Origin of the sequence: Labrenzia sp. THAF82 (genome assembly GCF_009363435.1) — a bacterium.
Classification (GTDB): Bacteria; Pseudomonadota; Alphaproteobacteria; order Rhizobiales; family Stappiaceae; genus Roseibium; species Roseibium porphyridii.
Window position 1 is genome coordinate 804808 of record NZ_CP045354.1, and the last position, 14217, is coordinate 819024.

Annotated in this window: 11 protein-coding genes; 6 read left to right on the plus strand and 5 right to left on the minus strand. The window is 55.1% G+C overall.

Annotated features, from left to right (window positions below; translation table 11 throughout):
- Positions 1 to 130: 130 nt before the first annotated feature.
- Positions 131 to 1696, plus strand: a complete 1566-nt coding sequence (locus FIV00_RS04010; RefSeq protein WP_152499542.1) for a DUF1254 domain-containing protein — start codon at positions 131 to 133, stop codon at positions 1694 to 1696.
- Between the two features lie 58 nt (positions 1697 to 1754).
- Here the strand turns inward: FIV00_RS04010 and FIV00_RS04015 are convergent, their stop codons facing one another.
- The gene (locus tag FIV00_RS04015) at positions 1755 to 2507 is read right to left on the minus strand and encodes a glutamine amidotransferase (protein ID WP_152499543.1); all 753 of its coding nucleotides are present in this window, start codon (positions 2505 to 2507) and stop codon (positions 1755 to 1757) included.
- 92 nt (positions 2508 to 2599) lie between these two features.
- On the minus strand, positions 2600 to 3076 hold the full coding sequence (locus tag FIV00_RS04020) for a TerB family tellurite resistance protein (protein WP_152499544.1): 477 nt from the start codon (positions 3074 to 3076) through the stop codon (positions 2600 to 2602).
- 306 nt (positions 3077 to 3382) lie between these two features.
- Between FIV00_RS04020 and FIV00_RS04025 the strand changes: the two genes are divergently transcribed.
- The 5 genes from FIV00_RS04025 to FIV00_RS04045 all read left to right on the plus strand — a co-directional run bounded on the left by FIV00_RS04025 (position 3383) and on the right by FIV00_RS04045 (position 11496).
- Positions 3383 to 4645 (plus strand): imelysin family protein, encoded by a 1263-nt coding sequence (locus FIV00_RS04025; protein WP_152499545.1) that lies wholly within the window; start codon positions 3383 to 3385, stop codon positions 4643 to 4645.
- 86 nt (positions 4646 to 4731) lie between these two features.
- Positions 4732 to 6261: a di-heme oxidoredictase family protein gene (locus FIV00_RS04030; RefSeq protein ID WP_152499546.1), complete on the plus strand. Its 1530-nt coding sequence runs from the start codon at positions 4732 to 4734 to the stop codon at positions 6259 to 6261.
- On the plus strand, positions 6261 to 7334 hold the full coding sequence (locus tag FIV00_RS04035; protein ID WP_152499547.1) for an imelysin family protein: 1074 nt from the start codon (positions 6261 to 6263) through the stop codon (positions 7332 to 7334). Before FIV00_RS04030 ends, FIV00_RS04035 begins: the two co-directional genes overlap by 1 nt.
- Positions 7315 to 8472 carry a DUF1513 domain-containing protein gene (locus FIV00_RS04040; protein ID WP_152499548.1) on the plus strand — a complete coding sequence of 386 codons (1158 nt, stop codon included), beginning with the start codon at positions 7315 to 7317 and terminating at the stop codon, positions 8470 to 8472. The genes FIV00_RS04035 and FIV00_RS04040 overlap by 20 nt, the downstream gene beginning before the upstream one ends.
- A 129-nt stretch (positions 8473 to 8601) precedes the next feature.
- A complete protein-coding gene (locus tag FIV00_RS04045) occupies positions 8602 to 11496 on the plus strand; it encodes an AsmA family protein (protein ID WP_152499549.1) in 2895 nt (964 codons plus the stop codon).
- Between the two features lie 16 nt (positions 11497 to 11512).
- Here FIV00_RS04045 and FIV00_RS04050 read toward each other — a convergent pair whose 3' ends face one another.
- From FIV00_RS04050 to FIV00_RS04060, 3 genes are read right to left on the minus strand one after another with little or no spacing between them, the layout of a single operon-like run.
- On the minus strand, positions 11513 to 12388 hold the full coding sequence (locus tag FIV00_RS04050; protein ID WP_152499550.1) for an oxaloacetate decarboxylase: 876 nt from the start codon (positions 12386 to 12388) through the stop codon (positions 11513 to 11515).
- Between the two features lie 10 nt (positions 12389 to 12398).
- Positions 12399 to 13670: a TRAP transporter large permease gene (locus FIV00_RS04055; protein ID WP_152499551.1), complete on the minus strand. Its 1272-nt coding sequence runs from the start codon at positions 13668 to 13670 to the stop codon at positions 12399 to 12401.
- Positions 13667 to 14161 carry a TRAP transporter small permease gene (locus tag FIV00_RS04060; protein ID WP_152499552.1) on the minus strand — a complete coding sequence of 165 codons (495 nt, stop codon included), beginning with the start codon at positions 14159 to 14161 and terminating at the stop codon, positions 13667 to 13669. Before FIV00_RS04060 ends, FIV00_RS04055 begins: the two co-directional genes overlap by 4 nt.
- Between the last annotated feature and the right edge of the window lie 56 nt (positions 14162 to 14217).

Here is a 14217-nt window from a genome sequence, read left to right on the forward strand (position 1 = left end):
TTATGAGTTGACCTATCGGTGGAGCGATGACGCTCCACCGTCAAAATCACCAACTTGATTCATTTTCAGTTTCATCTTCCAGTTGTTCGAAGGCTGCCGAGTGCAATGCCCGTGTGACTTCCGGGAGGGAATGATGAAACGAATTGGTCTTTGGTTTGCCGCTTGTCTCTGTCTCAATTCGCCAGGTCTGGCATCCGACAAAACGGTCAATCCACCAGGATACAATACACGGATCCCTGAAGACATCTTGACGCCCGACGAAGTCGAGACCCGTTTCGGCACCCTCAAGTTCATCGATGGCAGGCCGACACCTGAGACGAGCACCCTCATGTTCGATGCTCTCGACTTCATGCGCGGTGCTGAGGTGTTTTTGAACTTCATTCCGGCAACTTCGATTGAGGGAATCCGCCGGGGCCTGCTTGAGATCGGGCTGGACGCATCCAACAAGGTTGCCGTGTTCGAACAACTGATGGATTCAAATCCGTTGTTCCTGACCGGTAACACCGACACAGTTTATGGAACGGCGATACTGGACCTTCAGCGCGACGGCCCTGTGGTTATCGAAGTGCCCAAGGGCCAGGGCCCGACAACCGTGAACGATGCCTATTTTCGATTTGTAACCGATATGGGAGTCCCAGGCCCAGACAAGGGTGAAGGTGGCAGATATCTGATACTTCCACCCGACTATGAAGGGGACCTCGATCCTCCGGTTGGTGGCTATGAAGCAGAGGTCGATGGCGCAACCTATTTCGTGTCGAAGTCGACCAGCTATATCAACTGGTTCATCGCGCGCGGATTTCTGGTCGATGGAAAAACGGATGTTGCTGTGCAGTCCTATCGGGACGGGTTGAAGATCTATCCGCTGAAGAACAAGGCAACACCACCGGAAATGGAGTTCATCAATGCCTCCAAAAAGGTTTTCAATACAATCCATGCCAATACATTCGAGTTCTACAACGAACTGCATGCTGTGATTGACCGGGAACCCATCTCCACCTTCGATCCGGAACTGCGTGGGCTTGCCGCCGCAATTGGCATCGAAAAAGGAAAACCGTTCGATCCGGACCCTCGGATGAAACAATTGCTAACCGAGGCGGTTGCGGTCGGAAACGCAATGGCCAGGTCCATTTGGCTGAAGCCGCGCGACAAGAGCGCTTATCTTTATGAAAATAGCGGATGGTATACGGCGTTCATTGGTGGTGACTGGCAGTGGCTCCGGGACAAGGGTAACGGAGGGCGGTATCTGGATGCCAGAACCATGTTCTTCTACATGGCGACAGTGAACACGCCCGCTATGGTGCTGAAGCTGCCCGGCAAGGGCTCACAATATGCGCTCAACGTTACGGACGTATCGGGAGACTTTCTCGACGGCTCCAAGTCCTACAAGCTAGACATTCCGTCCAAGGTGCCCGCCAAGGATTTCTGGTCGGTGGTCGCCTACGACCCGCAAACACGTTCAGAGCTGCAAACCGGCCAGCCCTTTCCGAGCAAAAACAACAAACGTGACGAGTTGCTTGTAAATGAAGACGGATCGGTGACGCTCTATTTTGGCCCGCAAGCACCATCTGGAAAAGAACAGAACTGGATCGAGACAATTCCTGGAAAGGGCTGGTTCACGATCCTGCGACTCTATGGACCAGAGAAGGCCTGGTTTGAAAAAACGTGGCAGCCTGGTGAAATCGAGTTGCTTGAGTGAGCGATAAACTCAGTCTTGACGTTCCGATCTGATTATCGGTTCTGAATGGAATGCGGGTTCACTCGGCTGCTTTCAGCGCCGAGTGGACCTTCGGCATTGCGGCGGATCCGATCCAGTGATCCAGAAACCCGTCGAGCCATCTCTTAACTGCAGGGTCATAGACCAGTCGACCTGCAAAGTGATCGCGGCGCTGTTGCGCTCCGGGGAGTTCCATGCGTGGAGCCCCCTTTGTTGTCCAGCGAACCATCATCTGATGCGTGAGCTCAGGATGAAACTGAATGCCATAAGCGGCCGGTCCCACACGGATTGCCTGGTTGGTATAGGTCGGACTGGTTGCAAGCAGTTCTGCTCCACGCGGCAGGCTGAACCCTTCGCGATGCCACTGGTAGACCTTTCCCGGCCAGTTCATGAGTGCCTGGCCCGCTTCGGTCGCTTTCAATGGATAATATCCGATCTCGACGAGATCGTCGCGGTGTCCGGATACGGTGCCGCCAAGGTTTTTCACCATCATTTGCGCACCCAGACATATGCCCAGAAATGGCTTTTGCTCGGCCAGCGGAACGCTGATCCAGTCTATCTCCTTATGGACAAACGCATCCGGGTCGTTGGCACTCATTGGCCCGCCAAAAATGACCGCGCCTGCGTGCCCGTCCATTGTGTCGGGCAAAGTGTCGCCAAATCTCGGCTTGCGGATGTCCAGCGCAAACCCCCGTTTCACCAATTCCTGACCGACCCGGCCTGGTGAAGAATGCTCCTGGTGCAGAATGATCAGAATTTTGGGGCGACCGCCCTGACTTGACTGAAATTTCATGCCTTTAATATGAGGCAGGTGATCTTGGAAATCGAGTCCCGTGGGGCATCACCGGTCAGTAATGAACAGCTGGCGTTGCTTCCAGCAGGGTGTCAGCTGGTTTCATCGGCTTCCGGCGCGGTTTGAGCAACCTTGTGGCGAAGTGTCATGCGATCACGGGTCGACACGCCCAAAAGCTCCGCAACACGCCAGATCGTGTTGTCTTCAAATTCATGGACGTGACCGTCCGCATAGACGATCTCCCACATCATTTCGACGATCGCGAGGCGCTCGTCTTCGTCCGCGGTGCGTTTGAGCACCGATGTGAAGCCATAAAGGTCGACGGCTTCCTCATCCCGCTGCTTGGCGGCTGAAATAAGCTCGGTCGTTTCCTTGTCCGACAGTTCGTAATGGTTCTGGAGTATCTGCCGAAGTTTTTGGCTTTCGCTCTCTTCAATGACACCGTCAATGTCGATCAGATGAAACAGGAGCGCAGCAGCTGCAAGTCGTTTGTCGTCTTCAGCGAAAGTCTTTTCACCACTGTCACCGAAGGTAAGTTCCCGTACAAAGCTTTTCAGTGCATTGAGCATCTTGTTTTCTTCCCGTTTTCCGGCGTCCGATCCGGCCTATTTTTATTGCTATACCATTCCCTCACTAGCATCAAAGGATTGATGTCTGATTTATGGCTTATATATGCGTAGTTAAACTTACACTTCCCAGTCAACTTTTTGGAATTGTTCTAAAGTATTGATTTTTTAGTATTTTTATCTTGACTTTTTGCCTCATAAAATGGTTTCCGTACGATCTGCGCAGCACTCGCTGACCGCCAAAGTTTTCGGAATTGGCCTGCCACAAACACTTATTTTCTGCAGGCCTGCAGACACCGGGATGGACCAATGAAATCTTTTAAGTTTGGCCTTTTGGCCGCAACAGCACTTTTAGCCACGCCGGCATTGTCCGCGGCTCCGGCTGATGTACTGTCGACATATGGCGACATTGCCCAGCAAAAATATGCTGACTCGCTTGAGACGGCCAAGACGCTGAAGGGCGCAATCGACAAGCTGATTGCAGAGCCGACCGAAGCAAATCTGGAAGCTGCCCGTGCCGCATGGATCGAGGCTCGTAACCCGTATCAGCAGACCGAGGCATACCGGTTTGGTAACGCCATCGTCGACGATTGGGAAGGCAAGGTAAATGCCTGGCCGCTGGATGAAGGCCTGATCGATTACGTCGATGCGTCTTATGGCGATGAATCTGAAGAAAATGATTTTTACGCTGCGAATGTTATCGCCAATCCGACTTTGAAAGTTGGTGGTGAAACTGTCGATGCGACCGAGATCACTGCCGACCTGTTGGCCAACACGCTTCAGGAAGCGGGTGAAGTGGAGGCCAATGTTGCAACCGGATATCATGCGATCGAATTTTTGCTGTGGGGCCAGGATCTGAACGGAACGGACGCTGGAGCCGGCAGCCGTCCGGCAACCGATTTCGATACCGCAAACTGCACCGGCGAGAATTGCGAGCGCCGTGTTCAGTATCTCAAGGCTGTCACCGATCTGCTGATTTCCGATTTGGAAGAAATGACCGCTGCTTGGGCTCCTGGTGGTGCCGCGCGCGAGGAACTTGGCGGCAAGGGTGAAACTGGCGGACTGGCCACGATCCTGACCGGAATGGGCTCGCTTTCCTATGGCGAACTAGCCGGTGAACGGATGAAACTTGGCCTGATGCTTCATGACCCGGAGGAAGAGCATGACTGCTTTTCCGACAACACGCATATGTCGCACTACAATGATGTGGTCGGGATCCGGAATGTCTATTTCGGCGAATACAGCAGCCCACTCGGCAACAATGTTTCCGGAGCGTCTCTGGCGGAACTTGTCGCGGAAAAAGACCCTGCGCTTGCGGAAGAAATGAAAACCAAACTTGATGCAACGCTTGCGGCATTTAAGGCCATGAAAGCCCGCGCTGAAGGCGGCGAAGCTTATGACCAGATGATCGGTGAGGGCAACGAGGAAGGCAATGCTGTCGTGCAGGCGGCCGTTGATGCGCTTGTCGACCAGACGACCTCCATCGAACGTGTGGTGAAGGTGCTTGAGCTTGACGAGATCGCCTTTGAAGGCTCAGACAGCCTGGACAATCCGGGCGCTGTCTTCGAATAAGCCTTAGAGTGTACCAGGCGGTCGATGGACCGCCTGGTGTTGACACCCGCGAATTGGGGCTCGCGGGCATAATCAGGATGCGAACAATGGGACTGGTCCCCAAACTGAGCGCCGCATTGGGCGCTGTTTCTGTTTTTCTGGTCGCTGCATATCCGACCTATGGCGCCGATGCTCTCTCCTATCGAGACGATCTTTCCGAAGCCGACCGGCAAAAGGCGGCGCGGGTGCTTGAGCTGACAACGGACTTTGAAACAGCTGAGGCATTTGAGAAGATGCAGGGAGGCGCCGGCACCTCAAAACGACGGCCAAGCAGAGATGCCTTTTCCCATTCCAATTCAAATCTCACTTTCGACGAGCAACACTTGTTCAAGGTTGGGAACGGGCTTTTCAAGAAGCTCTGGGCCTCTTCACCGGCTTCAACTCAGGCATCTGATGGTCTGGGGCCTCTCTACAATGCAAGGTCGTGCCAGGGCTGCCATCTGAAGGATGGGCGTGGCCGTCCGCCTCGCACGGGAGACGAGGCGGTTTCGCTCTTTTTGAGATTGTCGATACCTCCGCAAAACGATGATCAGCGGCAGGCTTTAGCCCAGAAGGTGCTTCTGTCTATTCCTGAGCCCACATACGGGGGTCAGTTTCAGGCGTTTGCGGTTCCCGGATTGTCCGGCGAAGGGAAGTTCGACATTGAATTTGAGGACATAGAGATATTGCTGAACGGCGGTGAAACCGTTGTTCTGCAAATGCCAATTTATAATATCCGTGACCTTGGTTATGGCGACATGCATCCAGAAACATTGATTTCGCCCAGAGTTGCTCCGCCAATGATCGGGCTTGGGTTGTTGCAGGCGATCCACCCCGGAGATATCGAAGCGCTTGCCGACCCGAGTGATGAGGATGGAGACGGGATATCGGGAAGGCCCAGTCAGGTGCGGGACCCGCAAACCAATGAGCTGACACTCGGACGGTTTGGTTGGAAGGCCTCGAATCCGTCCATCCGAGCACAGACAGCTGGCGCGTTCTCCGGCGACATCGGCATTAGCACACCGGACAAACCCAACAACTTCGGTGACTGTACCCAGGCCCAAACGGAGTGCCTGTCCATGCCGCATGGCGAGCAGGCTCAACTTGGACCATCGGAAGCGCCAGACCCGGTTATGGAACTTGTGACCTTCTATTCAGAAAACCTTGCAGTTCCGGCGCGGCGGGATGTCGAAGATCCGGAAGTCCTCAAGGGCAAGGAAGTTTTTTACGCCTCCGGTTGCACCGCTTGCCATCAGCCGAAATTCGTTACCGGCCGATTTGCGGAAAATCCGGCACACCGGTTCCAACTGATCTGGCCATACACCGACATGTTGCTTCATGACATGGGTCCAGACCTCGCCGATCACCGGCCCGTTGGCGACGCGACCGGTCAGGAGTGGCGCACACCGCCGCTATGGGGTATCGGTTTGACTGAAACAGTTAACAATCACACCCGGTTCCTGCATGATGGACGTGCTCGAAACCTGCTTGAAGCAGTGCTATGGCATGGTGGTGAGGCTGAGCAGGCGCGAAACAACGTAGTCAATCTGTCTCCGGATGACCGCCGATATCTGATCAGGTTTTTGGAGTCTCTGTAATGCGCCTGATACTCGTGATGGCCATAGCCCTGTCTGTTTCGGTTTCGGCACGGGCGCAGGATTACAAGTCCAACCTTGAAAGCATGATCATCGGCTATATCCAGCCGGCTTTTCAGGAATTTGCCTCCTCGACGCAGAGCCTTCCGACGGCAGTCGAAACGGTCTGTCTCGATGCGAATGAGACGGCCGGCCTTGAGTTTCAACAAGTGTTTTCCGAAACCGTTCATGACTTTGGACGTATTCACTTCTTGCGCTTCGGGCCACTTCTTGATCAGGACAGGTTAAGCCGTCTGGCCTTCCTGCCTGATCCTCGCGGCATAGGTTCACGGCAACTTCGCAAACTATATGCGAACAAGGACAAGGACGCGCTCAATGCCGCCGGTCTTGCGAAAAAGAGTGTTGCAGTTCAGGGGCTGACAGCTCTGGAGCTGATCGCTTTTGACAAGACCGGCGAAGTGCGGCTGGGGAAATCGGACGAAAACTCGGAGTTTACGTGCGACTATGCTCTCGCAATCGCCCGGAACATACACACCATCGCAATTGCCCTTGAGGCGGATTGGGCAAACCCGGACGGGTTCAAAGACATCTTGCTAACACCTGGTGGCAACGATGCGCGGTTTCAGACTTCGAAAGAGGCCATCGAATCCGTTTTCAACGCATTGGTCACTGGGCTGATTGTTGTGCGCGATCAGGATCTTTTGCCAGCACTAGGAACTTCTGAAGAGAAGGCCAAACCCCGACGTTTTCCGTTTTCGCGCTCGGGCAATGGCGTCATATTCTTGTCCAGCGAATTGCAGGGAATTGAGCAGTCGCTGTCAAGCTTGAACCTGCAAAGCCTGACGCCGCAGGACTTCATATGGATTTTCGATACGCTGAACTTTGAGTTCGGCAACGCTCAGAAGATTTTAGCGCAGCTAAATCCCCCACTGCGCAAGTCATTCGGGCAGGGAGACAGCTACAAACTGGTGAGCGTCCTTGCGATTACCGTCAAATCGATCAGAGATACTGTCGCTCTCGAACTTGCCGGAGCGCTGGATCTCGCCGGAGGGTTCAATGCGCTTGACGGCGACTAAGCCGACGGCATTTTCCCGACGTCATTTTTTGGCCGGGCTTGGCAGCCTCGCGGCAACGCCGGTTTTTGCAAAATCAACGCTGGCAGAGAACCTGATCGGCCGGGGTGCCGAAGAGGACATACCTCTCTTTGCCAGTGCCTTCAGAAAAGCGAACGGAACCTATGGAATTGGTATTCTGGACGATCTTGGTCAGGTCTTGGCTGAAGTCTCCCTGCCGGGCAGAGGGCACGGGATAGCTATATCTCCTGACAAGACCCGCTGGGTCGCATTCGCGAGGCGTCCGGGTGCATTTGCCGTCGTCATTCATCCGTTCGATCGCGTTGAACCTCATGTCCTGGCCGCCTCCAAGGGTCGGCATTTTTATGGGCACGGGTGTTTTTCGGCCGACGGACGGCTGCTTTATTCGGTTGAGAACGATTTCGATGCGGCCCGAGGTGTTGTCGGTGTTTACGACATGAGTGCTGTCGAGCCAAAGCGTATCGGAGAGTTCGATACTTTCGGAGTTGGCCCACACGACATTCTGATGAGCGCCGATGGACGCGCGCTTATCGTCGCAAATGGTGGCATTGAAACCCATCCGGACAAGGCACGCGAAAAGCTGAATCTCGACAGCATGGCGCCGTCGATCGCCTTTCTTGATGTAGAGACCGGCGAACTTTTGTCCATACAAGCGCTGCCACGCTCCCTGCACCAGGTTTCATTGCGCCATATGGCAATGGACGCTGCCGGAAGAGTATGGGTTGGCGGTCAGTTCGAAGGGCCGGAAAACGAAACGCCGCCGCTGGTCGTCGTTGTTGAACGGGACCAACCGCCTCGTCCAACGACAATCCCGACCCCCATTGCAGTCGGACTTGAAAACTACATCGGTTCGGTGACTGCCAACAACGATGGCAGTGTGATTGCAACGTCTGCCCCGCGTGGCGGTCAAACGCTTTTCTGGGACACGTCAACTTCAGCCTTTCTGGGGGCAAAACCCATTCCCGACGGGTGCGGTGTCGCACCGATCGATCAGGCAGGTTTCCTGATTTCAGACGGAAATGGCGCGCTTTCTTATGTTGGAGAGCTTGACGCTCCAGCCGAAGTCATAGCCCGGCCGCCCGGGTATGCCTGGGACAATCACATGTCTTCCATTTCCTGAATTCGCACTGAAATCCTGCAAATCGGCTTTGAAACGGCGACAATTCCTGCTTTTGTCAAATTCATCAGGCATGTTTGTTGCCGTATTGGTCTACATTGAGGCCGATTCGAGGAGATGAAAGGCACTTTAATGCGACGGCTTTTGATCGGACTGGGCAGCCTGGTGTTCATGCTGGTGACCATCATCTTGGTTGTTCCGCTGTTCCTGCCCAAGGATGAGATCAAGCGCCAGGTTGTTGAGCAGGTGGACCAACGCCTTGGTTGGCGGGTCAGACTGGATGGCCCTGTTTCCCTGTCGCTGTTTCCTGGTTTCTCGCTTGTTGCTGAGCAAATCGGCCTGTCCGGAGAAGCCGGTGCAGACGGTATTGAATTTGCCAAAGCCGAGCGTATGGAATTTGGCCTGGCCTGGGGTGGGCTGCTGTCCGGCAACATTCAGGTGACAGGCATTTCGCTTGATCAACCGGATATCTATCTCGAAATCGGACCAAACGGCACGACCAGCTGGGAGCCGCGTCGCGCGCTGGCAGTTGACACAGCTTCGGACAGTCCGGAGGCCGCACCAAGAGTGGTTGAAGCCCCCGCGCAAACGGACGCACCTGCTGAAGATACCAGTGGCGGTTCAGCACCTTCGGAGGGATATCTGAAAAGCATTGGTGTCGACAGCCTTGAGATTACCGGCGGGACGGTCACATACAAAGACCTGTCGACGCCTGAACCTATCAGGGTGACCGACCTCAATCTTTCTCTCAACGCTCCGGACCTGTCCGGCGTCGTTGACTTGAGCTCCAGTTTTGTCTTCAACGAGATCCCACTTGGAATCGAAGGCTCTCTGACAAATCCGCTTGGAATGGTTTCGGGTGAACAGGTTCCGGTCAACCTCACTATATCCTCCGCCGAAAACAAGATTACGGTCGGAGGCGAGGCCGGTATCGAGCCTGCCCGCGCCGAGTTGGCAATTGAAGGGTCTGGTCCTTCGCTCAAAGCTCTTGCCGCGCTTGCGGGTCAGGATCTGGCGACCGATCCTGGTGCCTTCAATATGGACGCCAGGATTTCAGGGACAGAAGCTGCAGTTTCGTTGGCTGACCTTCACATAACACTGGGTCAATTGTCGCTTGGAGGAGCCGCAGATGCAGACCTTTCCGGTCTTGTGCCGGAACTTTCCGGCCGGCTGGTACTCAAGGACGGTTCGATTGCGGACCTGCTGCTGCTGTCAGGTCAGGATCTTCCGGCAAGCGGAAAACTGAGCGCTGATCTTGCGTTTGAGACGGTCGGTCTTACGGGCGAAGAGCTGGTGGCGGGGCTCGACATAAACGGATCGGTTTCAATCTCGGAAGGGGAGATCGGCGGTCTCGGCCTTGCGTCCGCCGTCGGTGGTGATCCGGAAGCAGATCGACTGACCAACCTTGCCATGGATGTCGAGATGCAAGGTCTGGAAAAGCCGATATCCCTGAGCGGTGCCATGACCTGGCGCGGTGAAGCCTTTACGCTGACCGGCAATGCCGACACGGCCAAACTTCTGGCCGGGGCTGAAGCGCCTGTCTCGGTGACAGTAAAGGGCAATCGCGTGGGTGCAGGCTTTGACGGATGGGCGGCGCGTTCGGGCGCAGTTGACGGTGCTGTTCGCCTTGAAACGGCAGATCTGCGTGGTCTGATGGCCTGGATGGGGCAGCCGATTGGCGCTGGCGGAGGCCTGAAAACCTTCAAGGCATCCGGTATTTTCGGTGTTCAGGGCGAAACGATCACATTCGAGGAAACCCGTTTTACCCTGGACAGTACCTCCGGCGAGGCAAACGGGCGTATTGAACTTGCCGGCAAGCCGAAGGTCACTGCCCGCCTCTCACTTGGTGCGCTGGTTCTTGATCCTTATCTTGGGGGCAGCGCGAAATCAGGTGGGAATTCTTCTTCTTCCGGGTCTTCAGGCGGCAACGGTGGCGGCAATAGTGGCGGTAACACCAGCAAAGGAAGCGGGTGGAGCAACGAACCGATCGATTTTTCCGGTTTGAGGGCTGTCGATGCGGACTTCAAGGTCACAACGCAGGAAATCCGTTGGGACAAGATCAAGATCGATCAGTCTGCTCTGTCAGCAACCATACAAAATGGTCTCCTGACCGCAAACCTTGAAAATCTGTCGCTTTACAACGGCAAAGGGACCGGCACAGTCAAGCTCAACGGGTCTTCTGATACACCGGACGTCGCGGCGAAATTCGCACTGACCAGTCTCGATTCCTACCCATTGTTGCGCGATGCGGCTGATTTCAGCTGGATTGAAGGCAAAGCGACCATCAACATGGATGTCACCTCCAAAGGAGCGAGTGAGCAGGCGCTTGTTCAAGGCCTGAACGGAACCGCAAGCTATCAATTTATGGATGGTGCGATCCGGGGGATCAACATTCCCAAAATGGTGCGTGGTCTTTCGATTGAAACGTTGCTGGGCTGGCAGGACAACGAGTCGGAAAAGACCGACTTCAGCTCACTCGGTGCAACCTTCCAGATCAACAATGGCGTTGCCAAGACCGAAGATCTGGCGATGGTGGGCCCGCTTTTGCGTATGACGGGCAAAGGCACGACCGATATGCCGAAACAAAGCCTTGCCTGGCGTGTTGAGCCGAAGATCGTACCGACGCTGGAAGGACAAGCTCCTCAACCCCGCCGCAAGGGCGAGGATAAGAAAATGGCAGGTCTTGGCGTGCCCATCGTGATCGAAGGGTCCTGGAATGATCCCCGGATCTATCCGGATATCAAAGGCATTCTGGAGAACCCAGAAGCAGCCTACAAACAGCTTCAGAAGACGGGTGGCGAATTGATCTCCATCCTGCAAGGCAACAAAGAACCCTCGCAAGAACTGGTCGATACCGCCAACAAGGTCATTGAACGGGCGACTGGTGGCAACACGCAAATCAACGTTCAAAAGGTCATTGATGGTGAGGTTGACGACGAAGAGGTTCTAAAGGCGGTGGAAGAAGGATTCGGGCTGCCAGCAGGCCTTCTGGGCAATGTTTTCGGCAAGCAGAAGAAAAACAACTAGTTCTCTGCTTGCCGGGCTATTTGTCCCTTCGCGACGTGTCGTAGCGTTCTGACACTTCGTAATATTTGTTGAAACCGATGCGATCTCGCAGATCCGCGAAACTCATGAGATCCGGCGTGCGGTCCTGATCAAGTTTCAGGCGCTCCAAAGTGCCGACCATCGCCCTCATGGCACTGGCCATCAGGGTCAGCGGATAGGCGGCGATGGCATATCCAATCTCCTGCAAATCCTTGTGGGAGAGGTCGGGTGTTTCACCCCCCTCCACGATGTTGGCCATCTTTGGCCCCGGCAGCTCCCGGCAAATGGTTTCCATTTCGGCGACGGTTTTTGGTGCCTCGACGAAAAGAATGTCAGCTCCAAGTTCCTTGAACATGCGAGCTCTTTCGATGGCTTCACCGAGTTCATGTTCGTGGCGGGCGTCTGTGCGGGCCAGAATGAGAATGTCGGCTCCGTCTGCGCGTGCGTCAACGGCGGCCCGAATGCGATCACAAGCTTCCTGCCGCGATACAACTGCCTTTCCAGGCGTGTGTCCGCAGCGTTTTGGCGCTAGCTGATCCTCAATCATGACGGCTGCCGCGCCTGCCTTGGCAAAGCCGGTGACTGTCCGGCGAACATTCATGGCGTTTCCATAGCCCTCATCACCGTCGGCGATGATCGGTATGGAAACGGCATCGGCAATGTTTCTGGCCTGGTCAAGCACCTCTGAATAAGACATCAGGCCGAGATCGGGTTGGCCGATCCGGCTTGCGGAGGCGGCAAACCCGGACATGAAGGTCAGATCGAAATCCGCCTGCTCAATCAGTTTTGCCGATAGCGCGTCATAGCAACAGGGCATCACGTGCAGCTTGTCCTGCGCCAGAAGCGTACGGAGGGTGTCGGCCGGAGATGGCATGGTACGAACCTCAGAAATTGAAGGGTATATAAAGGGCCAAAGCGGGCCAGAAATAGAGGATGGCAACGCTGAACAGCATCAACCCCAGGAACGGAAGCACGCCGCGGGCGACCTCTGACAATTTGGATTTGGCGACCGACTGGATCACGTAAAGATTAAGACCGACAGGCGGCGTGATCAAAGCGCATTCAACCATCACGACCATGTAGACGCCGAACCAGATCGGATCGAAACCGAGGATCAGTGCGGCCGGCAAGAGAACAGGCGTCATGATCAGAACCATGGACAGGGCTTCAAACACCAGACCCATGATCAGGAGGACGACCGAGACGACCAGAATAAAGGTCAGCGGGGTATCGAAGTTCTGGCTGATGAACATCGAGATGTCCTGAGGTATCCGATAGAGCGTGATTGCCTTGCCGAAAACTTTTGCACCGGCAACGATCATCAGGATTGCCACGGTCGTAACCATGCTGTCGAAGATTGCCTGACGGAAGGACAACCAGGTCAGACGTCGCATCGCGAGCGTAATCACAAGTGCACCTGCAAGACCGATCGCGGCCGCTTCGGTCGGGGTTGCAGCGCCGATATAGATCACTCTGATCACATAGACAGCCAACAGAACCGACGGCAAAGCGCGCAGTGATGCCCAGAACCGCGTTTCCCAATCCGCAGCCGGAACCGCTTCAAAACCGCCGAACCAGCGCGCATAGATCATGGAGAAGATGATGAACAGCGTGAGCAGAAGAAGGCCCGGACCTATCCCTGCAAGAAATAGCGCAATAACGGATTGCTCCGTGACGAAGCCGTATACGATCATCGGAATGGACGGCGGGATGAGAATGCCAAGCGTGCCGCCGGCGGCCAGCAATCCATAGACAAAACGTTTCTGATATCCGCGTTCGATCATTTCAGGGATGGCAACTGTGCCAATCGTTGCCGCGGTTGCCACGGACGAACCAGATATCGCAGCGAAGATGCCGCATGAAATGATGGTCGCGACAGCAAGGCCGCCCGGCCAATGTCCGACCCAGGCATGAACCGCTGCAAAGAGATCCTTGCCCACCCCGCCCTTCAAAAGGATGTTGGACATAAGCAGGAAAAGCGGCACGGCCAGAAGAATGAAACCATCCAGCGTAGAAAGAATGGCCTGTGGAGCCATAAGCGGTGAAAAGCCGCCAAACAGAAGTAGGGCCAGCCCAAGCCCGCCGAGGGCGAAGGCAACCGGAACGCGGATCAGAAGAAGGCTGAAAAGCGCTGCGAGGATCAGAACTGTGGTCATGAACGCTCACCCGCTTCGAGCATTGTTCCGCGCATCGCTTTCAAGACTTCTATCAAGGCTTGAACAAAGAGAAGGGCAAAACCGACCGGGATTGCCAGTTCGGCAACCCATGTCGGCAGATCGAGCATGGAGCCCGTGGTTCTGCCACGTTCAAAGGAATCCCAGAAAATGTCGCCACCGAACCATGTGACAATTACGCTGAAAAGGCCGACGGCCGACATCGATAAACCGTAGCAAAGCCGTTTCCCAAGCGGCCCAAGGCGCTCTGTGATTGCATCAACGGCTATGTGGCGGCCGGATTGAAGCAGCCAGGGCATCGCCAGCATCGTTCCCCAGATGAGGCAAAGCTGCGAAAGCTCGGCAGCCCAGATCGTTGGCGCAATGAAGAGGTATCGAGCGGCTACCTCATAGGTCAGCATTCCTCCGGCACAGAAGAACAGGAGAGCGGCAATCCACGCCAGGGCGCGCAGGAATGATGAAAAGGCTGTCATGGAACCCTCAGGATGGGCGGCGGCCAGGAAATTATCCGCAAAAACGGCTCTGACGA

Excerpts from the sequence above, each read along its gene's own strand:
- FIV00_RS04010 (WP_152499542.1), top strand. The coding sequence starts at position 131 with ATGATGAAACGAATTGGTCTTTGGTTTGCCGCTTGTCTCTGTCTCAAT.
- FIV00_RS04015 (WP_152499543.1), bottom strand. The coding sequence starts at position 2,507 with ATGAAATTTCAGTCAAGTCAGGGCGGTCGCCCCAAAATTCTGATCATT.
- FIV00_RS04020 (WP_152499544.1), bottom strand. The coding sequence starts at position 3,076 with ATGCTCAATGCACTGAAAAGCTTTGTACGGGAACTTACCTTCGGTGAC.
- FIV00_RS04025 (WP_152499545.1), top strand. The coding sequence starts at position 3,383 with ATGAAATCTTTTAAGTTTGGCCTTTTGGCCGCAACAGCACTTTTAGCC.
- FIV00_RS04030 (WP_152499546.1), top strand. The coding sequence starts at position 4,732 with ATGGGACTGGTCCCCAAACTGAGCGCCGCATTGGGCGCTGTTTCTGTT.
- FIV00_RS04035 (WP_152499547.1), top strand. The coding sequence starts at position 6,261 with ATGCGCCTGATACTCGTGATGGCCATAGCCCTGTCTGTTTCGGTTTCG.
- FIV00_RS04040 (WP_152499548.1), top strand. The coding sequence starts at position 7,315 with ATGCGCTTGACGGCGACTAAGCCGACGGCATTTTCCCGACGTCATTTT.
- FIV00_RS04045 (WP_152499549.1), top strand. The coding sequence starts at position 8,602 with ATGCGACGGCTTTTGATCGGACTGGGCAGCCTGGTGTTCATGCTGGTG.
- FIV00_RS04050 (WP_152499550.1), bottom strand. The coding sequence starts at position 12,388 with ATGCCATCTCCGGCCGACACCCTCCGTACGCTTCTGGCGCAGGACAAG.
- FIV00_RS04055 (WP_152499551.1), bottom strand. The coding sequence starts at position 13,670 with ATGACCACAGTTCTGATCCTCGCAGCGCTTTTCAGCCTTCTTCTGATC.
- FIV00_RS04060 (WP_152499552.1), bottom strand. The coding sequence starts at position 14,161 with ATGACAGCCTTTTCATCATTCCTGCGCGCCCTGGCGTGGATTGCCGCT.